The organism is Bacillus sp. SN1 (assembly GCF_002796895.1).
Classification (GTDB): domain Bacteria; phylum Bacillota; class Bacilli; order Bacillales; family Bacillaceae; genus Bacillus; species Bacillus inaquosorum.
Genome location: NZ_PHIE01000007.1, coordinates 1 through 17,589, shown reverse-complemented (window position 1 = coordinate 17,589; position 17,589 = coordinate 1). Strand labels below are relative to the sequence as shown.

The window sequence follows — 17,589 nt, the reverse complement described above, 5'->3', positions numbered from 1 at the left end:
ATTGACAGAAAATGCAAACAAGATTATTCTGTATTTGTACGTACTAATTAAAAGAAATTTTCGTTAAATTTTAATATAAGTACGTACAATTACAGAGGTAAATGTAAACGCTTTACTCAACATTCGGGAGGGCAGGGAAATGAAGAATACTCCAACTCAATTAGAACCAAATGCTCCTGTAACAAGAAGCCATTCAATGGGATTTGTCATTTTGATCTCATGCGCGGCGGGACTTGGCGGCTTATTGTACGGCTATGACACGGCAGTGATTTCAGGCGCCATCGGTTTTCTGAAAGATTTATACAGCCTGAGTCCGTTTATGGAAGGTCTTGTGATTTCCAGCATTATGATTGGAGGAGTGGCGGGCGTCGGGATATCCGGATTTTTAAGCGACAGGTTCGGACGGAGAAAAATTTTAATGACAGCCGCTTTGTTATTTGCGATATCAGCAATTGTTTCGGCGCTTTCTCAAGATGTGTCTACCTTAATCATTGCAAGGATTATCGGGGGCCTTGGGATTGGGATGGGCTCATCACTCTCTGTTACGTATATTACGGAAGCGGCGCCGCCAGCCATCCGGGGAAGCCTTTCTTCCTTATATCAGCTCTTTACGATATTGGGCATATCCGCAACGTACTTTATTAATCTCGCTGTGCAGCGGTCTGGAACATACGAATGGGGCGTTCACACCGGCTGGAGATGGATGCTTGCTTATGGAATGGTGCCGTCCGTGATCTTTTTCCTCGTATTGCTCGTCGTTCCGGAAAGTCCGAGATGGCTGGCGAAAGCGGGCAAAACAAATGAAGCTTTAAAGATACTGACACGTATTAATGGAGAAACTGTCGCAAAAGAAGAATTAAAGAACATAGAGAACTCTTTAAAAATAGAACAAATGGGGTCGCTCTCTCAGTTGTTCAAGCCAGGTCTCAGAAAGGCGCTTGTCATTGGAATCCTGCTGGCGCTCTTTAACCAAGTCATCGGCATGAACGCGATTACTTACTACGGGCCGGAAATTTTCAAAATGATGGGGTTCGGTCAAAATGCCGGATTTGTGACAACCTGTATCGTCGGTGTTGTAGAAGTCATTTTTACAGTTATTGCGGTTTTGCTGATTGATAAAGTCGGACGAAAAAAATTGATGTCCATCGGTTCTGCTTTTATGGCTATTTTTATGATCTTAATCGGAACGTCGTTCTACTTTCAGTTAACAAGCGGATTTATGCTGATCTTCTTTATTTTAGGTTTTGTGGCGGCATTTTGTGTATCTGTAGGGCCGATCACATGGATTATGATTTCTGAGATCTTCCCGAATCATCTTCGGGCGAGAGCCGCAGGGATTGCGACCATCTTCTTATGGGGAGCAAACTGGGCGATCGGACAGTTTGTGCCAATGATGATCGACTCATTCGGGCTCGCCTATACATTCTGGATCTTTGCGGTGATTAATATCCTTTGCTTCCTGTTTGTCGTTACGATCTGCCCGGAAACAAAGAACAAATCGCTCGAAGAGATTGAAAAGCTCTGGATAAAATGAAAACGCTTTAAAAGGGCGGCCCTTTCTATTGGAAGGGCTGTTTATGTTAGGATGCACCTTTTGGCGTTTTCTGTATAAGATAAAGATATAAAGGAAAAAATATTGCTGGATAAAACCCCGCGGCATGAAAACTCTGCGAATATTGTCGATGAATTGGCTCTTAACAGTTGAATAAACAATTCCACCCTGTTAAAATAATTAAAGAAAGCAGAAATAATTTTTTTTGGCTATGATGGGACGTTTTTTGTCATAGCGGGACACATAATGTCCAGCAAAAAAAGGAAGGAACGTTTGAGTCATGAACCAGTTAATACAAGCTCAAAAAAAATTATTGCCTGATCTTCTGGTCGTTATGCAAAAGAGGTTTGAAATCTTGCAGTATATCAGGCTGACAGAACCCATCGGGCGAAGAAGCCTGTCTGCCAGTCTCGGAATCAGCGAGCGTGTGCTGAGGGGCGAGGTTCAGTTTTTAAAGGAACAGAACCTAGTCGATATTAAAACAAACGGCATGACATTGACAGAAGAGGGCTATGAACTGCTTTCCGTTCTGGAAGATACGATGAAAGATGTTTTAGGTTTGACGCTTTTGGAAAAGACATTAAAAGAACGATTAAATCTAAAGGATGCCATTATCGTATCCGGAGACAGCGATCAATCCCCATGGGTCAAAAAAGAAATGGGAAGAGCGGCTGTCGCATGTATGAAAAAAAGATTTTCAGGCAAAAATATCGTCGCTGTAACTGGCGGTACGACAATTGAAGCTGTCGCCGAAATGATGACGCCGGATTCTAAAAACCGCGAGCTTTTGTTTGTGCCCGCAAGAGGCGGTTTAGGCGAAGACGTGAAAAACCAGGCGAACACCATATGCGCGCATATGGCGGAGAAGGCTTCAGGCACTTACCGGCTTTTGTTTGTTCCGGGACAGCTGTCACAAGGCGCCTATTCATCTATTATTGAAGAGCCTTCAGTCAAAGAGGTGCTGAACACCATTAAATCAGCGAGTATGCTGGTTCACGGAATCGGCGAAGCTAAAACTATGGCTGAGCGGAGAAACACGCCTTTAGAAGACTTAAAGAAAATAGATGACAACGACGCGGTGACAGAAGCGTTCGGCTACTATTTTAACGCGGACGGCGAAGTGGTCCACAAAGTGCATTCTGTCGGAATGCAGCTGGATGACATAGACGCCATCCCCGATATTATTGCGGTAGCGGGCGGATCATCAAAAGCCGAGGCGATCGAGGCTTACTTTAAAAAGCCCCGCAACACGGTTCTCGTCACAGACGAAGGAGCCGCAAAGAAGTTATTAAGGGATGAATAATCCCTCAATATAAATATCTCTCACTTATTTAAAGGAGGAAACAATCATGGCAGTAAAAGTCGGTATTAACGGTTTTGGTCGTATTGGACGTAACGTATTCCGCGCAGCATTAAACAATCCTGAAGTTGAGGTAGTAGCGGTTAACGATTTAACAGATGCTAACATGCTGGCTCACCTTTTACAATATGATTCTGTACACGGAAAATTAGACGCTGAAGTTTCAGTTGACGGTAACAACCTTGTTGTTAACGGCAAAACAATTGAAGTTTCTGCAGAACGCGATCCTGCTAAACTTAGCTGGGGCAAACAAGGCGTTGAAATCGTGGTTGAATCTACTGGTTTCTTCACAAAACGCGCAGACGCTGCGAAACACTTAGAAGCTGGCGCGAAAAAAGTAATCATCTCTGCTCCTGCTAACGAAGAAGATATCACAATCGTTATGGGTGTTAACGAAGATAAATACGATGCGGCTAACCACGATGTTATCTCTAACGCATCTTGCACAACAAACTGCCTTGCGCCGTTTGCAAAAGTACTTAACGATAAATTCGGCATCAAACGCGGTATGATGACAACTGTTCACTCTTACACAAACGATCAGCAAATCCTTGATCTTCCGCACAAAGACTACCGTCGTGCGCGTGCAGCAGCTGAAAACATCATCCCAACATCAACTGGTGCTGCTAAAGCAGTTTCTCTAGTTCTTCCTGAACTAAAAGGCAAACTGAACGGTGGAGCAATGCGTGTTCCAACTCCAAACGTTTCTCTAGTTGACTTGGTTGCTGAACTGAACCAAGAAGTAACAGCTGAAGAAGTAAACGCAGCTCTTAAAGAAGCGGCTGAAGGCGATCTTAAAGGAATCCTTGGCTACAGCGAAGAGCCATTAGTTTCTGGCGACTACAACGGAAACAAAAACTCTTCTACAATCGATGCTCTTTCTACAATGGTTATGGAAGGCAGCATGGTAAAAGTAATTTCTTGGTACGATAACGAAAGCGGCTACTCTAACCGCGTTGTTGACCTTGCAGCTTACATCGCAAAAAAAGGTCTTTAATTTATAGCTGAAAAAAGGACCTGACTTGGTTCTTTTGAATAGAAGCGCTATAATGAAAGCGGACAAGGGAAGGGGACGGACTCCCTTTCCCTTTTTCCATGAAGACCGGCTTTCAGAAAACGTTCTGTGAAAGAGAAACGACCGCGTTTCAGCAGTTTTGCCGGCGCTTTCGCCTAAGGCCGCTGCCCTGGCTTCAGACGAACTGCCCTGTGCCGAAAAAGACTGCGATCTGCCCTGGCGGAGTTATCGCTTGACCAGACGGTTTCACGTTTTTCGTGCTGTATGCAAACCATTTTGAAGGAGGATCTCCTAGGCATGAATAAGAAAACTCTCAAAGACATCGACGTAAAAGGCAAAGTTGTATTCTGCCGCGTTGACTTTAACGTTCCAATGAAAGACGGGGAAGTAACAGACGATACACGTATCCGTGCTGCGCTTCCAACAATCAAACACCTTGCAGAACAAGGCGCGAAAGTCCTTCTTGCGAGCCATTTAGGCCGCCCGAAAGGCGAAGTGGTTGAGGAGCTTCGTTTAACTCCTGTCGCTGCACGTCTCGGCGAACTGCTTGGCAAACAAGTGAAAAAAGCAGATGAAGCTTACGGCGATGCTGTTAAAGCACAAATTTCTGACATGAAGGACGGAGACGTTCTTGTATTGGAAAACGTACGTTTCTACCCTGGTGAAGAGAAAAATGATCCTGAGCTTGCAAAAGCATTTGCTGAGCTTGCAGATGTATATGTAAATGACGCATTCGGTGCTGCCCACCGTGCTCACGCATCTACAGCTGGAATTGCCGAGCATCTGCCAGCAGTTGCAGGTTTCTTAATGGAAAAAGAGCTTGACGTACTCGGAAAAGCGGTTTCTAACCCTGACCGCCCGTTCACAGCGATCATCGGCGGAGCGAAAGTAAAAGACAAAATCGGTGTGATCGAAAGTCTTCTTGATAAAGTAGACAACCTGATCATCGGCGGAGGTCTTGCTTATACATTCGTTAAAGCGCTTGGCCATGAAGTCGGTAAATCTCTTCTTGAAGAGGATAAAATCGAGCTTGCGAAATCATTTATGGACCGCGCGAAAGAAAAAGGCGTTAACTTCTACATGCCTGAAGATGTACTCGTTGCAGATGATTTCTCTAACGATGCAAACGTGAAAATTGTGCCGATCTCTGAAATCCCTAGTGATTTAGAAGCAATCGACATTGGTACAAAAACACGCGAAACGTATGCTGACGTCATCAAAAACAGCAAACTTGTCGTGTGGAACGGACCGATGGGCGTATTCGAAATCGACTTGTTCGCTCAAGGAACAAAAGCGGTTGCGGAAGCATTGGCAGAGGCGAAAGATACATACTCTGTCATCGGCGGAGGAGACTCTGCGGCAGCGGTTGAAAAATTCGGCCTTGCTGACAAAATGAGCCACATCTCAACAGGCGGCGGCGCATCCCTTGAGTTTATGGAAGGCAAAGAGCTTCCAGGGGTAGCTGCACTTAACGATAAATAATCTCAAAACTGCTATAAGGAAGTGGAACAGATGAGAAAACCAATTATCGCCGGTAACTGGAAAATGAACAAAACACTCGGCGAAGCTGTCAGCTTCGTTGAAGAAGTGAAATCTTCCATTCCAGCAGCAGACAAAGCGGAAGCTGTTGTTTGCGCGCCAGCACTTTTCTTAGAAAAGCTTACTTCTGCTGTTAAAGGCACTGACCTAAAAGTCGGCGCTCAAAACATGCACTTCGAAGAAAGCGGCGCGTTCACAGGCGAAATCAGCCCGGTTGCACTGAAAGACCTTGGCGTTGACTACTGCGTCATCGGCCACTCTGAGCGCCGTGAAATGTTCGCTGAAACTGATGAAACAGTTAACAAAAAAGCACATGCTGCTTTCAAACACGGCATCGTGCCGATCATCTGTGTGGGTGAAACGCTTGAAGAGCGCGAAGCCGGCAAAACAAATGATCTTGTTGCTGACCAAGTGAAAAAAGGCCTTGCTGGTCTTTCTGAAGAACAAGTTGCTGCTTCTGTAATTGCGTATGAGCCAATCTGGGCAATCGGAACAGGCAAATCTTCTACAGCGAAAGATGCGAACGACGTGTGTGCGCATATCCGTAAAACCGTCGCTGAAAGCTTCAGCCAAGAAACTGCAGACAAGCTTCGCATCCAATATGGCGGAAGCGTAAAGCCTGCAAACATTAAAGAATATATGGCAGAGTCCGATATTGACGGTGCTTTGGTCGGCGGCGCGAGCCTTGAGCCACAGTCATTCGTTCAATTATTGGAGGAAGGTCAATATGAGTAAAAAACCAGCTGCACTCATCATTCTTGATGGGTTCGGATTACGAAACGAAACAGTAGGAAACGCAGTCGCTTTAGCGAAAAAACCGAATTTTGACCGCTATTGGAACCAGTATCCACATCAAACATTGACTGCTTCAGGCGAGGCTGTAGGTCTTCCTGACGGACAGATGGGGAACTCCGAAGTAGGTCACTTAAATATCGGTGCGGGACGTATTGTGTACCAAAGCTTAACACGCGTAAATGTTGCCATTCGTGAAGGGGAGTTCGAACGCAATCAAACATTCCTTGACGCGATTAGCAACGCGAAAGAAAACAACAAAGCCCTGCACCTGTTCGGCCTTTTATCAGACGGCGGCGTGCACAGCCATATCAACCATTTATTCGCGCTGTTAAAGCTTGCGAAAAATGAAGGGCTGACAAAGGTTTACATTCATGGTTTTCTTGACGGCCGTGATGTAGGTCCGCAAACAGCGAAAACATACATCAAGCAGCTGAACGAACAAATTGAGGAAATCGGTGTTGGAGAAATCGCCAGCGTTTCCGGACGCTACTACTCAATGGACCGCGACAAACGCTGGGACCGTGTAGAAAAAGCGTACCGCGCAATGGCGTACGGCGAAGGCCCGACATACCGCAGCGCAATGGATGTTGTGGATGATTCATATGCGAATGGTATCTACGATGAATTCGTGATTCCATCCGTCATCACAAAAGAAAACGGTGAGCCTGTTGCGAAAATCCAAGATGGCGATTCTGTGATTTTCTATAATTTCAGACCGGACCGCGCCATCCAGATTTCTAACACGTTCACAAACAAAGACTTCCGCGATTTCGACCGCGGCGAGAATTATCCGAAGAACCTTCATTTCGTTTGCCTGACTCACTTCAGTGAATCAGTTGACGGCTATGTGGCGTTTAAACCGATAAATCTTGATAACACAGTCGGAGAAGTATTATCTCAGCACGGATTAAAACAGCTTCGAATTGCAGAAACTGAAAAGTATCCGCACGTCACGTTCTTTATGAGCGGCGGCCGTGAAGCTGAATTCCCGGGTGAAGAGCGTATTCTCATCAACTCGCCGAAAGTGGCAACATATGACTTGAAGCCTGAAATGAGTGCGTATGAAGTGAAGGACGCGTTGGTCAAAGAAATTGAAGCTGACAAGCATGACGCGATCATTCTTAACTTCGCAAACCCTGATATGGTCGGCCACTCCGGAATGGTTGAGCCAACAATTAAAGCAATTGAAGCAGTGGACGAATGCTTAGGCGAAGTCGTTGACGCGATTCTCGCTAAAGGCGGGCATGCTATCATTACCGCTGATCACGGTAATGCTGACATTCTGATTACAGAATCAGGCGAACCGCACACTGCGCATACGACAAACCCAGTCCCTGTGATTGTTACGAAAGAAGGCATCACGCTGCGTGAAGGCGGAATCCTAGGCGACCTTGCACCAACGTTATTAGACCTTCTCGGTGTTGAAAAACCGAAAGAAATGACAGGAACATCTTTAATTCAAAAATAAGTTGAAATCAAAAGGAGAGACAAAACTCATGCCATACATTGTTGATGTTTATGCACGCGAAGTATTAGACTCCCGCGGCAACCCAACAGTTGAAGTTGAAGTATATACAGAAACAGGAGCTTTCGGCCGCGCATTAGTGCCAAGCGGAGCTTCTACAGGTGAATACGAAGCAGTTGAGCTTCGTGACGGCGACAAAGACCGTTACCTTGGAAAAGGCGTGTTAACAGCTGTTAACAACGTAAACGAAATCATTGCTCCAGAGCTTCTTGGCTTTGATGTAACTGAACAAAACGCAATCGATCAGCTTTTAATCGAGCTTGACGGTACTGAAAACAAAGGCAAACTCGGTGCGAACGCAATCCTTGGCGTATCTATGGCTTGTGCGCGCGCAGCTGCTGATTTCTTACAGATTCCTCTTTACCAATACCTTGGAGGATTCAACTCAAAAACGCTTCCTGTACCGATGATGAACATCGTAAACGGCGGAGAGCATGCTGATAACAACGTGGATATTCAAGAATTCATGATCATGCCTGTAGGTGCTCCTAACTTCCGTGAAGCACTTCGCATGGGCGCTCAAATCTTCCACAGCCTGAAATCAGTTCTTTCTGCTAAAGGAATGAACACAGCTGTAGGTGATGAAGGAGGATTCGCTCCAAACCTTGGTTCTAACGAAGAAGCGCTTCAAACAATCGTTGAAGCAATCGAAAAAGCCGGCTTCAAACCTGGCGAAGAAGTGAAGCTTGCAATGGATGCTGCATCTTCTGAGTTCTACAACAAAGAAGACGGCAAATACCATCTGTCTGGCGAAGGCGTTGTGAAAACATCTGCTGAAATGGTTGACTGGTACGAAGAAATGGTTTCTAAATACCCAATCATCTCTATCGAAGACGGACTTGACGAAAACGACTGGGAAGGCCATAAGCTTCTTACTGAGCGTCTTGGCAAAAAAGTTCAGCTTGTTGGTGATGACCTCTTCGTTACAAACACGAAAAAACTTGCTGAAGGTATCAAAAACGGCGTAGGTAACTCTATCCTGATCAAAGTAAACCAAATCGGTACATTGACTGAAACATTCGATGCGATCGAAATGGCGAAACGCGCAGGCTACACTGCTGTTATCTCTCACCGTTCTGGTGAAACTGAAGACAGCACAATCGCTGACATCGCTGTGGCAACAAACGCAGGACAAATCAAAACAGGTGCTCCGTCTCGTACGGACCGTGTTGCGAAATACAACCAGCTTCTTCGTATCGAAGATCAGTTGGCTGAAACTGCTCAATACCACGGTATTAACTCTTTCTACAACTTAAACAAGTAATAAAATGACCGCCGAGATATGTCTCGGCGGCTTTTTTGTGCTTTTAGAGATCCAAATAAAGCCTCACCATATCACGGCATTGAATGCCGTTTTCAAAGATCTCCTCATCGTAGTGTCTGATAAAAAAATCATGGTCAATTGCTTGAAGGCGAAACCCGCATTTTTGATAAAGCGACAGTTGATGGATGCTGGAATTCCCAGTGCCAATCTCAATCACCTTTGCTCCCATGTGTTTCGCTTTTTCAATGGCGTCGCGGATAAGAAGCTTGCCAATGCCCTGTTTTTGCATTGTTTGTTTTACTGCGATGTTAACGATTTCTGCGGTTTGCGGTCTAGTTGTGATGATCACGTATACACCAGCTAATTCGCCCGATATATAAGCTGTGTAGCATTCTCCTCTGGCAATGTATTCATCAACAATCTCTTTTGAAGGATCGGCAAGCAGCAGAAGCTCATACAGAGCTTGATCATGGTTTATTGCTTTTTGAATGGTGAGATGTTGCATCGTCATTCCACCTTTTCATATGTTTATTGAGATATTTTCGTGATTTCCTCCAATTTCATACCATTCTATTATAAAATATGTAACATAGGAAATATGTACAAAATAGTGGATAACAAATAGGAGGAAAGTCACATGTTTTGTAAGGAATGCGGTCAAAAAAATAATGAAGGGGCTAAGTTTTGTAAAGAATGCGGCACCCCGATTGGTGGGAGCAGCAGACAGGTACAAAAAGAAACAGCAAGCACTGCTGAAACGAGGCAGGCTCCGCGAAGACCAATCCCTAAGAAAACCATCATTTTATGGAGCAGCATTGCCGCAGCGTGCGTCATATTATTTGCCGCATATAAAACCGGAGCGTACTTTACTTCAAAGGATAGGTTAGTCGACAAGTTTGAACAGGCTATAAATGATGAGGATAAAGACCAAATCGCGTCTCTCCTTACGCCGGTAAATGACAAGCTTAAGCTTACTAAAAATAATGTAAAACCGTTTCTTACATATTTAAAGGATCATCCTGACAAAAAAGATGAGCTTTTTGCATCGCTGCGTGCTGAAACAGCCCAAAAGGATATCGTATACGCGGAGAAAGACGGGAAAAGCCTGCTGGTATTTGACCATTATGACTTAAAGATAGCACCTGTTTATTTTGAAGTGACCAGCAATTATAAAAATACCGATTTATATGTCAATAAAGAGGATGCCGGATCTGTAAAGAAAGCGGATCAAGCACAAACCCTCGGACCGTACATACCCGGAGAATATACAGTCTCAGCCAAACTGAAAAACGATGTAGTCGATCTTGTGAAAAAGGAAGACATTCAGGCGGTTGGCGATAACAGCTTTCGTGTGGATCTCTCATTGGAAGCAGACGATGTGACATTCAGCTTAGCAGATGACATCAAGAGCGGGAAGGGAGATTTGCTGATTAACGGCAAATCGATTCATAAAGACCCGTTTAAATCCGTAACTTACGGTCCGCTTCTGACAGACGGATCAATGACGGCTGCGGTCGAAGCGGAATTTCCGTGGGGAAAAACAAAAACAGCGGGCGTTCCGATTGATCATAAAGATATGGAGTTACCATTAATTCCTGATCAAGATACACAGGAAACGATTATGAACACGATTGTCAAAGCCACAAAACAGTACTCAAAAGCGCTATCAGACGGGAATACAGCCCAGATGACAGAGGCGAGTGCCAAATGGAAGGCAGAGACGAAGGATACCGTCGATTCTATGAAAAACACGGATTCATATTTAAAAGACAAGTACTTAGAAACTGATTTTGACCTGGATACCTTCGCGCTCTCTCAGGAAAATGACGGGACGTGGCAGGTATCGGTAACAGGGAAAGAACTTCACCAGTCTTCTTCGTATAATGACTATTCAAAGTCCGAAATGACTGATAACAGTCCGAGTTATGAATATCTCCTTTCATATGATAAAAAACAGAAAAAGTGGATATTCGAAGATGCAGAATCAACATTCGAATCTGCCGGAACAAATGTAAAGAAAATCAAAAATGATAAACCAGAGACATACACATCCGCCTGGGCGGGCTCGAAAAACAAAAACAGTGAAAGCTCTGCAAGCGGTGATGTTACAGATGAACAAGTGACATTATTTATGGGCAGTTATCTGCAAAGTCAGGCAGATGCCGTCAATCAAAATAATTTCTCACTGATGGCAGACAGCCTTGAAAAAGGCAGTTCCCTTTATTCCGACCAGCAGCATCTCGTAACAAAATTAAATAAAGAGGGGACAACAGAAGATTTTAATAACTATAAAGTGAAAAGCTGGAGTCAAAATGGATCAGCGATTACGATTAAGACGTATGAAGAATTCTATATCACAAAATCAGGCGGCAGTCCAAAGCTTAGAACATATAATTGGACCTATACCGGTACAGTGAAGGACGGAAGAATTTACTTAACGTCTATTCAATAAAAACACCCCTATCACCAGCAGGTGATGGGGGTTGTTTTTAAAAGAACATATAACGGAAAATCTCTTTAATATAGTGTTCGATAATAAGCTGAAATGTAACGCAGGTGATCAGATAAATCACAATCGTTGAGTAAATCATATCAACCTTTCCTTTATATGAATGCTGGTAACTGCTCAGCATTGCAGGAGGAATGGCAAAGAATGCACCGATTAAACCAACGGCTAACACGGTGAAGCAAATGTCTGTTTGTAATAAAAATAATAAAAGGGCAAGAATCAAAATAGCTGTAAACGGAATGAGAAACGCACCAAATCTGGAAAATGAATCTTTAAAAGATACTTGGTTTCCCGCGATTTTCAAAGCGAAAAAGATCAATGCATGCAAACCGAAAATAAACAGGGCAAAGTAAATGGTTGGCTCTAAAAAGACTGCTGTAAAGCTTACGCTTCCGGGACCGTCTGAAAAAAGAGTATAAAACATCAAAGGGGTCAGCAAACTGAATAGAACCATCGTAATAACCGCGCTGATCAGCTGTTCTCCGCCTGTTGTTTTACATTCCTGATAAGGGCGTTTCAGGACGGCCAAGACAAAAGAACCGAACTGCTTTGCCGCTTGTTTTGCAGCGGCTCCAGTTTGAACTGCCTGCTGCTGGCCTGATTGACCAGGGAGCGGCGATCCGCATTTCTCACAAAACTTTCCGCCATCTGTTTGATGGCCGCATTGAGGACAATACATAAAATAACTCCTTTATCTGTAATATAGGGAAAATAGACTAATAGTTTTATTATAAAAGAAAAAAGTTGTAAAGTAACCAATATTCATACAAAAATACCACACAAAAAAGACACGGCCCCAATATCAGCTGTGTCTTTTTTTATGCTAGTTATTCATATATTTCTCAAATACATCTCCAAAATCCTTAATATGATACTGCGAGCGAACGGATGTCAGCCATGTGAATCCGAATTCAGTCAGCTCTTTATATTGCGTTTCAATATTGACGTGCTCGGGGCGGGTATGGTGAAGAATCGTCACGGCTTTATCCAAGCTTTGTTCCGCTTGATTAATTAAAATATCATTTTCATAGGTTGTTTCAGCGATGCGAAGCAGTGCTTTATAAAGGTCTTTTAACTTTTCAATTTGGTCTTTGTGCACATCGATGTCGAATTGTTCACCGCCCAGCTTGAACTTAATCTCAACATCCAAATCGACTTTTCCGGCAGTTTCCAGAAAAACATCAGAGATTTTATATTGCGAATAAGGATAGCGTTTCAACGTTCGTTTTGAGGAAGTGGCCCGTGCGCCGTCTACATGGATCAGAGCCAGATTCGTAAAGCAGTATTCGTCTGCTTTCGTTTTAATCAAGAAATAAATTTTTTCATTGTCTTCATGCATGACATAGTCATCAGAATCTGTTTTGTCATAATCCTGAGGTTCGATAATTTTTCCGATATCAGATAAGCCCAGTGCATCTGCTGCAATTTTTTTGAACATCTGTATACGTCCTTCCTATTCCATTTGTCACCATTGTAGCATGGAGCGTTTCTGACAGGCTATAAACATTTATCAAGAAATCGCCTTCGGCTACAAGGGTGGAGAATATTTCTTTTTTCCTATGCAGACACTGATAAAATCCTAAAACCGAATTTTAAAATTTTATTAACAAAAGAAAGCAGTTCCCTTACTTCAGGGAACTGCTTTCTTTCGTTCTAGGCACGTATTGAAAGACTTCCTCACTCTCAAAAAATTCAATCAATCTGTTCAGCCAGTCATAGTAATGGAGCCATTCTCTTAATTCATTCAGCAGCTGATTGACTTTCTCTTCCGCTTCCGGCGTTAGCCCGTCCCTTTGTAAAAGATCAGTCAGCTCTCGGTTTAATTTTTTATACAGCACTTTGTTTTTGCTTACGACCTTTGTCCAGTTCGCCGCAAATAAAGAAATGAAGGTTTGATAATAATCCTGCTCGACGTCATATAGGTCTTTTCGTACGCCTTTTTCAAACACCTTTTCGGCAATATTGGCGTCGATCATTTCGCGGACAACTTGGCTCATCCGTGTTTTGCTCATCCCTGTTGCCTCTGACAGCTCGCTTAAGGTCATCGGTTTTCGATTCATATAGATAATTCCAAGCACACGCCCGACAGTTGAAGGCATTCCAAACGTATGCATATTTTCGGCAATCTTCTCAATGAGATGCTCTTCAGCATGTTCAATGATGTCGAGAGCAGTTTTTTCCACAGCTGATCATCCCTTCAAATGGCAATTGATGGTGTCAATATAACATATTTCTGTCAGTTGTTGAAAATAGCTGAATACAGAGGAAGAGGGAGGGATCCGGCGTAATTGTAAGAACACCCTCTCCGTCTTGGTCATAACAATAAATAATCTGTAAATAACATATAATTTCAACACATTGTAAACTTTTTATTTCACAAAGTTCAAACTATAATAAAGATTATACTTTTCAGAAAATTTAAAGGAAACTTGCGGAGGTGCACGGATTGCTGAAATTGGAACGAGTATCAAAAGTATATAAAGGCGGCAAAAAAGCTGTGAACAGCATTGATTTAGATATTGCCAAGGGCGAATTTATCTGTTTTATCGGCCCGAGCGGCTGCGGAAAAACGACGACGATGAAAATGATTAATAGATTGATTGAACCATCGTCAGGAAAGATCTTTATTGACGGAGAAAATATTATGGAACAGGATCCGGTTGAACTGAGGAGAAAAATCGGTTATGTGATTCAGCAGATTGGTTTGTTCCCCCATATGACCATCCAGCAGAACATCTCACTTGTACCGAAGCTGCTGAAATGGCCTGAAGAAAAACGGAAAGAACGGGCGAGAGAGCTGTTAAAGCTAGTCGATATGGGCCCGGAATATTTAGACCGTTATCCCCATGAGCTCAGCGGCGGACAGCAGCAAAGAATCGGTGTGCTGCGCGCACTGGCTGCGGAACCCCCACTCATTTTGATGGATGAACCGTTCGGAGCGCTTGATCCGATTACGCGTGATTCCCTTCAGGAAGAATTCAAAAAACTGCAGAGAACCTTAAACAAAACGATTGTGTTTGTAACCCACGATATGGATGAAGCGATTAAGCTTGCTGACCGGATCGTGATTTTAAAAGCGGGAGAAATCATTCAAGTCGGCACACCTGATGAGATTCTCCGGAACCCGGCAAATGAATTTGTTGAAGAATTTATCGGGAAAGAACGCCTGATCCAGTCAAGGCCGGATATCGAGCGGGTTGAGCAAATGATGAACAGAACGCCAGTGACGGTGTCAGCGGACAAAACGCTTTCCCAGGCGATCCAGCTAATGAGAGAAAAACGTGTCGATTCACTGCTCGTTGTAGACCGGCAAAATGTGCTGAAGGGCTATGTTGATGTGGAAATGATCGATCAAAACCGCAAAAAAGCGAGCGTCGTTGGCGATGTATACCGCTCCGATATATATACCGTGCAAAAAGGGGCGCTTCTTCGCGATACGGTCCGAAAAATCTTGAAGCAGGGCATCAAGTATGTTCCTGTGGTGGATGAGGAGAACCATTTAGCAGGAATTGTGACGAGAGCAAGCCTTGTTGATATCGTATACGATTCCATCTGGGGCGAGGAAGACCAGCTCATGACGATCTGACCAGGGGAGGAGCTCTATTAAGATGAATCAAATGATGACTTTTTTGCAAACGAACGGCGGAGAGCTGTTGTATAAAACAGGAGAGCATTTATATATTTCACTCATAGCCGTTGTATTGGGCATTATCGTCGCGGTGCCGCTCGGTGTTGCTCTCACTAGAATGAAAAAAGGCGCAGGCACGGTTATAGGCGTGGTCAACATTGTGCAAACCCTGCCGAGTCTGGCGATTTTAGCCTTTTTTATTCCGCTTCTCGGCGTAGGAAAAGTGCCTGCAATTGTCGCTTTATTTTTCTATTCGGTGCTGCCGATCCTGCGCAATACGTATACCGGCATCAAAGGTGTCAACAAAAATCTGCTGGAATCGGGAAAAGGGATCGGTATGACCGGCTGGGAGCAGATTCGGCTCGTCGAAATCCCGCTGGCGATTCCGATCATTATGGCGGGAATCCGCACGTCAACGATCTATTTAATCGGCTGGGCGACACTTGCCTCGTTTATCGGGGGCGGCGGTCTCGGTGATTACATTTTTATCGGCTTGAACCTGTATCAGCCTGAATATATTATTGGCGGCGCCGTACCGGTCACGATCCTGGCGATTATTATTGATTATGTGCTGGCCGTGACAGAACGAAAGGTGACGCCGAAAGGATTGCAAGGGATGAAGGAAGTTTCGTAAGGAGTTGGCTCTGTTGAAAACAAAAAAAATCAAATGGCTCGGCGCGCTCGCTCTCGCCTTTGTCCTGCTGCTGAGCGGCTGTTCTCTGCCGGGGCTCGGCGGCGCTTCAGACGATACGATCAAAATCGGGGCGCAAAGCATGACAGAATCAGAAATTTTAGCGAACATGATCGCGCAGCTTATTGAACATGATACAGATTTGAATACCGCTTTAGTCAAAAACCTCGGGTCAAACTATGTGCAGCACCAAGCGATGCTCGGCGGTGACATTGATATTTCTGCCACGCGCTATTCCGGAACGGATTTAACAAGCACCCTCGGCAAGGAAGCGGAGAAAGATCCGAAAAAAGCGCTGAAGATTGTGCAGAATGAATTTGAAAAGCGCTTTGCTTATAAATGGTTTGATTCCTACGGATTTGATAACACATATGCCTTTACCGTGACAAAAAAGTTTGCGGAAAAGGAGCATATCAACACCGTGTCTGACCTGAAGAAAAACGCTTCCCAATATAAACTGGGCGTCGACAATGCCTGGCTGAAACGGAAAGGCGACGGGTATAAAGGCTTTGTCAGCACGTACGGATTTGAGTTCGGCACAACCTATCCGATGCAGATCGGGCTTGTCTATGACGCAGTCAAAAACGGAAAAATGGACGCCGTATTGGCTTATTCAACGGATGGACGGATTAAAGCCTATGATCTGAAAATCTTAAAAGACGACAAGCGTTTTTTCCCGCCGTATGACTGTTCACCGGTGATTCCGGAAAAGGTGCTTAAGGAGCATCCTGAGCTTGAAGGCGTTATAAATAAGCTGATTGGGCAAATCGATACGGAAACGATGCAGGAGCTTAACTATGAGGTGGATGGCAAGCTGAAGGAGCCGTCTGTCGTAGCGAAGGAATTTTTAGAGAAACATCATTATTTTGATTAAGAAAAGAGGCAGATTATATGGAAGTACTACAGCAGCTAGGCACTTACTATTCGCAAAACGGCGGTTACGTACTGCAGGAGTTTTACCGCCATTTTCTGATGTCGGTGTACGGCGTTTTGTTTGCCGCCATTGTTGGGATTCCGCTCGGCATCCTGATAGCCAGGTACAGAACATTAAGCGGATGGATTTTTGCGGTGACGAACGTCATTCAGACCATCCCGGCTCTCGCCATGCTCGCCGTGCTGATGCTTGTCATGGGGCTGGGCGCTAATACGGTGATATTGTCATTATTTCTGTATTCTCTTCTGCCGATTATCAGAAATACGTATACAGGCATTATCAGCATTGAACACGCTTATCTTGAATCCGGAAAAGCGATGGGAATGACAAAATTTCAAGTCCTTCGGATGGTCGAGCTTCCGCTTGCGCTTTCTGTCATTATGGCCGGCCTCCGCACCGCGCTTGTCATCGCCATCGGGATTACGGCAATCGGGACATTTGTCGGTGCAGGTGGTCTCGGAGATATCATCGTCAGGGGATCAAACGCAACAAACGGAACCGCGATTATATTAGCGGGTGCAATCCCCACGGCTCTGATGGCGGTGATAGCCGATTTGGTGATGGGCTGGCTTGAACGCACGTTAAGCCCGATTAAAAAGAAAAAGAAGAAAAATCTGGCCGGCGCCGCATAAGAAAAACGCCTTGTGAATGGGACTGACCCCCGTTTTTGAGACAGGGATCAAAACACCTTTTAAACAGCCAATTGCCGATAGTTTATCGGTGATTGGTTGTTTAGTTTCGTTTGAATACGAATATTGTTATAATAATGAATGTATT

General features: G+C 44.3%; 17 protein-coding genes. 12 read left to right on the top strand and 5 right to left on the bottom strand.

Annotated elements, in window-relative coordinates:
- The first annotated feature begins 139 nt into the window (after nucleotides 1-139).
- From araE to eno, 7 genes are all read left to right on the top strand, one after another.
- Nucleotides 140-1,534, top strand: a complete 1,395-nt coding sequence (gene araE / locus CVV77_RS19970; protein ID WP_003235220.1) for an arabinose-proton symporter AraE — start codon at nucleotides 140-142, stop codon at nucleotides 1,532-1,534.
- Nucleotides 1,535-1,832: 298 nt separating this feature from the next.
- Nucleotides 1,833-2,855 (top strand): gapA transcriptional regulator CggR, encoded by a 1,023-nt coding sequence (gene cggR / locus CVV77_RS19965; protein WP_088112062.1) that lies wholly within the window; start codon nucleotides 1,833-1,835, stop codon nucleotides 2,853-2,855.
- A gap of 46 nt (nucleotides 2,856-2,901) precedes the next feature.
- Complete coding sequence (gene gap / locus CVV77_RS19960) at nucleotides 2,902-3,909, top strand: type I glyceraldehyde-3-phosphate dehydrogenase (RefSeq protein WP_003219957.1); 1,008 nt, start codon at nucleotides 2,902-2,904, stop codon at nucleotides 3,907-3,909.
- Between the two features lie 315 nt (nucleotides 3,910-4,224).
- Nucleotides 4,225-5,409: a phosphoglycerate kinase gene (locus CVV77_RS19955; RefSeq protein WP_003235216.1), complete on the top strand. Its 1,185-nt coding sequence runs from the start codon at nucleotides 4,225-4,227 to the stop codon at nucleotides 5,407-5,409.
- Nucleotides 5,410-5,439: 30 nt separating this feature from the next.
- Nucleotides 5,440-6,201 carry a triose-phosphate isomerase gene (gene tpiA / locus CVV77_RS19950; RefSeq protein WP_003235214.1) on the top strand — a complete coding sequence of 254 codons (762 nt, stop codon included), beginning with the start codon at nucleotides 5,440-5,442 and terminating at the stop codon, nucleotides 6,199-6,201.
- Nucleotides 6,194-7,729, top strand: a complete 1,536-nt coding sequence (gpmI, locus tag CVV77_RS19945; protein ID WP_003235212.1) for a 2,3-bisphosphoglycerate-independent phosphoglycerate mutase — start codon at nucleotides 6,194-6,196, stop codon at nucleotides 7,727-7,729. Before tpiA ends, gpmI begins: the two co-directional genes overlap by 8 nt.
- A gap of 28 nt (nucleotides 7,730-7,757) precedes the next feature.
- Entirely contained in the window at nucleotides 7,758-9,050 is a 1,293-nt protein-coding gene (gene eno, locus CVV77_RS19940) for a phosphopyruvate hydratase (protein ID WP_003151625.1), read from the top strand.
- Nucleotides 9,051-9,093: 43 nt separating this feature from the next.
- Here eno and CVV77_RS19935 read toward each other — a convergent pair whose 3' ends face one another.
- The gene (locus CVV77_RS19935; RefSeq protein WP_003235206.1) at nucleotides 9,094-9,555 is read right to left on the bottom strand and encodes a GNAT family N-acetyltransferase; all 462 of its coding nucleotides are present in this window, start codon (nucleotides 9,553-9,555) and stop codon (nucleotides 9,094-9,096) included.
- 132 nt (nucleotides 9,556-9,687) lie between these two features.
- Here CVV77_RS19935 and CVV77_RS19930 point away from each other — a divergent pair, with 132 nt between their 5' ends.
- Nucleotides 9,688-11,502 carry a zinc ribbon domain-containing protein gene (locus CVV77_RS19930; protein WP_100276316.1) on the top strand — a complete coding sequence of 605 codons (1,815 nt, stop codon included), beginning with the start codon at nucleotides 9,688-9,690 and terminating at the stop codon, nucleotides 11,500-11,502.
- A gap of 37 nt (nucleotides 11,503-11,539) precedes the next feature.
- On the opposite strand, the gene CVV77_RS19925 is transcribed toward CVV77_RS19930, so the two are convergent.
- The 3 genes from CVV77_RS19925 to opcR form a co-directional block, all read right to left on the bottom strand.
- The gene (locus CVV77_RS19925) at nucleotides 11,540-12,238 is read right to left on the bottom strand and encodes a zinc ribbon domain-containing protein (RefSeq protein ID WP_084993422.1); all 699 of its coding nucleotides are present in this window, start codon (nucleotides 12,236-12,238) and stop codon (nucleotides 11,540-11,542) included.
- A 144-nt stretch (nucleotides 12,239-12,382) separates the two neighbouring features.
- Nucleotides 12,383-12,997 (bottom strand): PH domain-containing protein, encoded by a 615-nt coding sequence (locus CVV77_RS19920; protein ID WP_019259493.1) that lies wholly within the window; start codon nucleotides 12,995-12,997, stop codon nucleotides 12,383-12,385.
- A 187-nt stretch (nucleotides 12,998-13,184) separates the two neighbouring features.
- Nucleotides 13,185-13,742, bottom strand: coding sequence for an opuC operon transcriptional regulator OpcR (opcR, locus tag CVV77_RS19915; protein ID WP_003235200.1), 558 nt, complete (start codon nucleotides 13,740-13,742; stop codon nucleotides 13,185-13,187).
- A 263-nt stretch (nucleotides 13,743-14,005) separates the two neighbouring features.
- Between opcR and opuCA the strand changes: the two genes are divergently transcribed.
- Genes opuCA through opuCD form a run of 4 tightly spaced genes read left to right on the top strand, consistent with a single transcriptional unit; the run spans nucleotide 14,006 to nucleotide 17,444 of the window.
- Complete coding sequence (gene opuCA / locus CVV77_RS19910) at nucleotides 14,006-15,145, top strand: osmoprotectant ABC transporter ATP-binding protein OpuCA (protein WP_100276315.1); 1,140 nt, start codon at nucleotides 14,006-14,008, stop codon at nucleotides 15,143-15,145.
- A gap of 22 nt (nucleotides 15,146-15,167) precedes the next feature.
- The gene (gene opuCB, locus CVV77_RS19905) at nucleotides 15,168-15,821 is read left to right on the top strand and encodes a glycine betaine/carnitine/choline/choline sulfate ABC transporter permease OpuCB (protein WP_003235195.1); all 654 of its coding nucleotides are present in this window, start codon (nucleotides 15,168-15,170) and stop codon (nucleotides 15,819-15,821) included.
- A gap of 13 nt (nucleotides 15,822-15,834) precedes the next feature.
- Nucleotides 15,835-16,752 (top strand): osmoprotectant ABC transporter substrate-binding lipoprotein OpuCC, encoded by a 918-nt coding sequence (gene opuCC, locus CVV77_RS19900; RefSeq protein WP_088112067.1) that lies wholly within the window; start codon nucleotides 15,835-15,837, stop codon nucleotides 16,750-16,752.
- A 17-nt stretch (nucleotides 16,753-16,769) separates the two neighbouring features.
- Nucleotides 16,770-17,444, top strand: coding sequence for a glycine betaine/carnitine/choline/choline sulfate ABC transporter permease OpuCD (gene opuCD / locus CVV77_RS19895; protein ID WP_100276314.1), 675 nt, complete (start codon nucleotides 16,770-16,772; stop codon nucleotides 17,442-17,444).
- 59 nt (nucleotides 17,445-17,503) lie between these two features.
- Here the strand turns inward: opuCD and CVV77_RS22105 are convergent.
- On the bottom strand, nucleotides 17,504-17,589 hold an 86-nt coding region (locus CVV77_RS22105; RefSeq protein WP_131121716.1), incomplete at its 5' end, for an IS3 family transposase.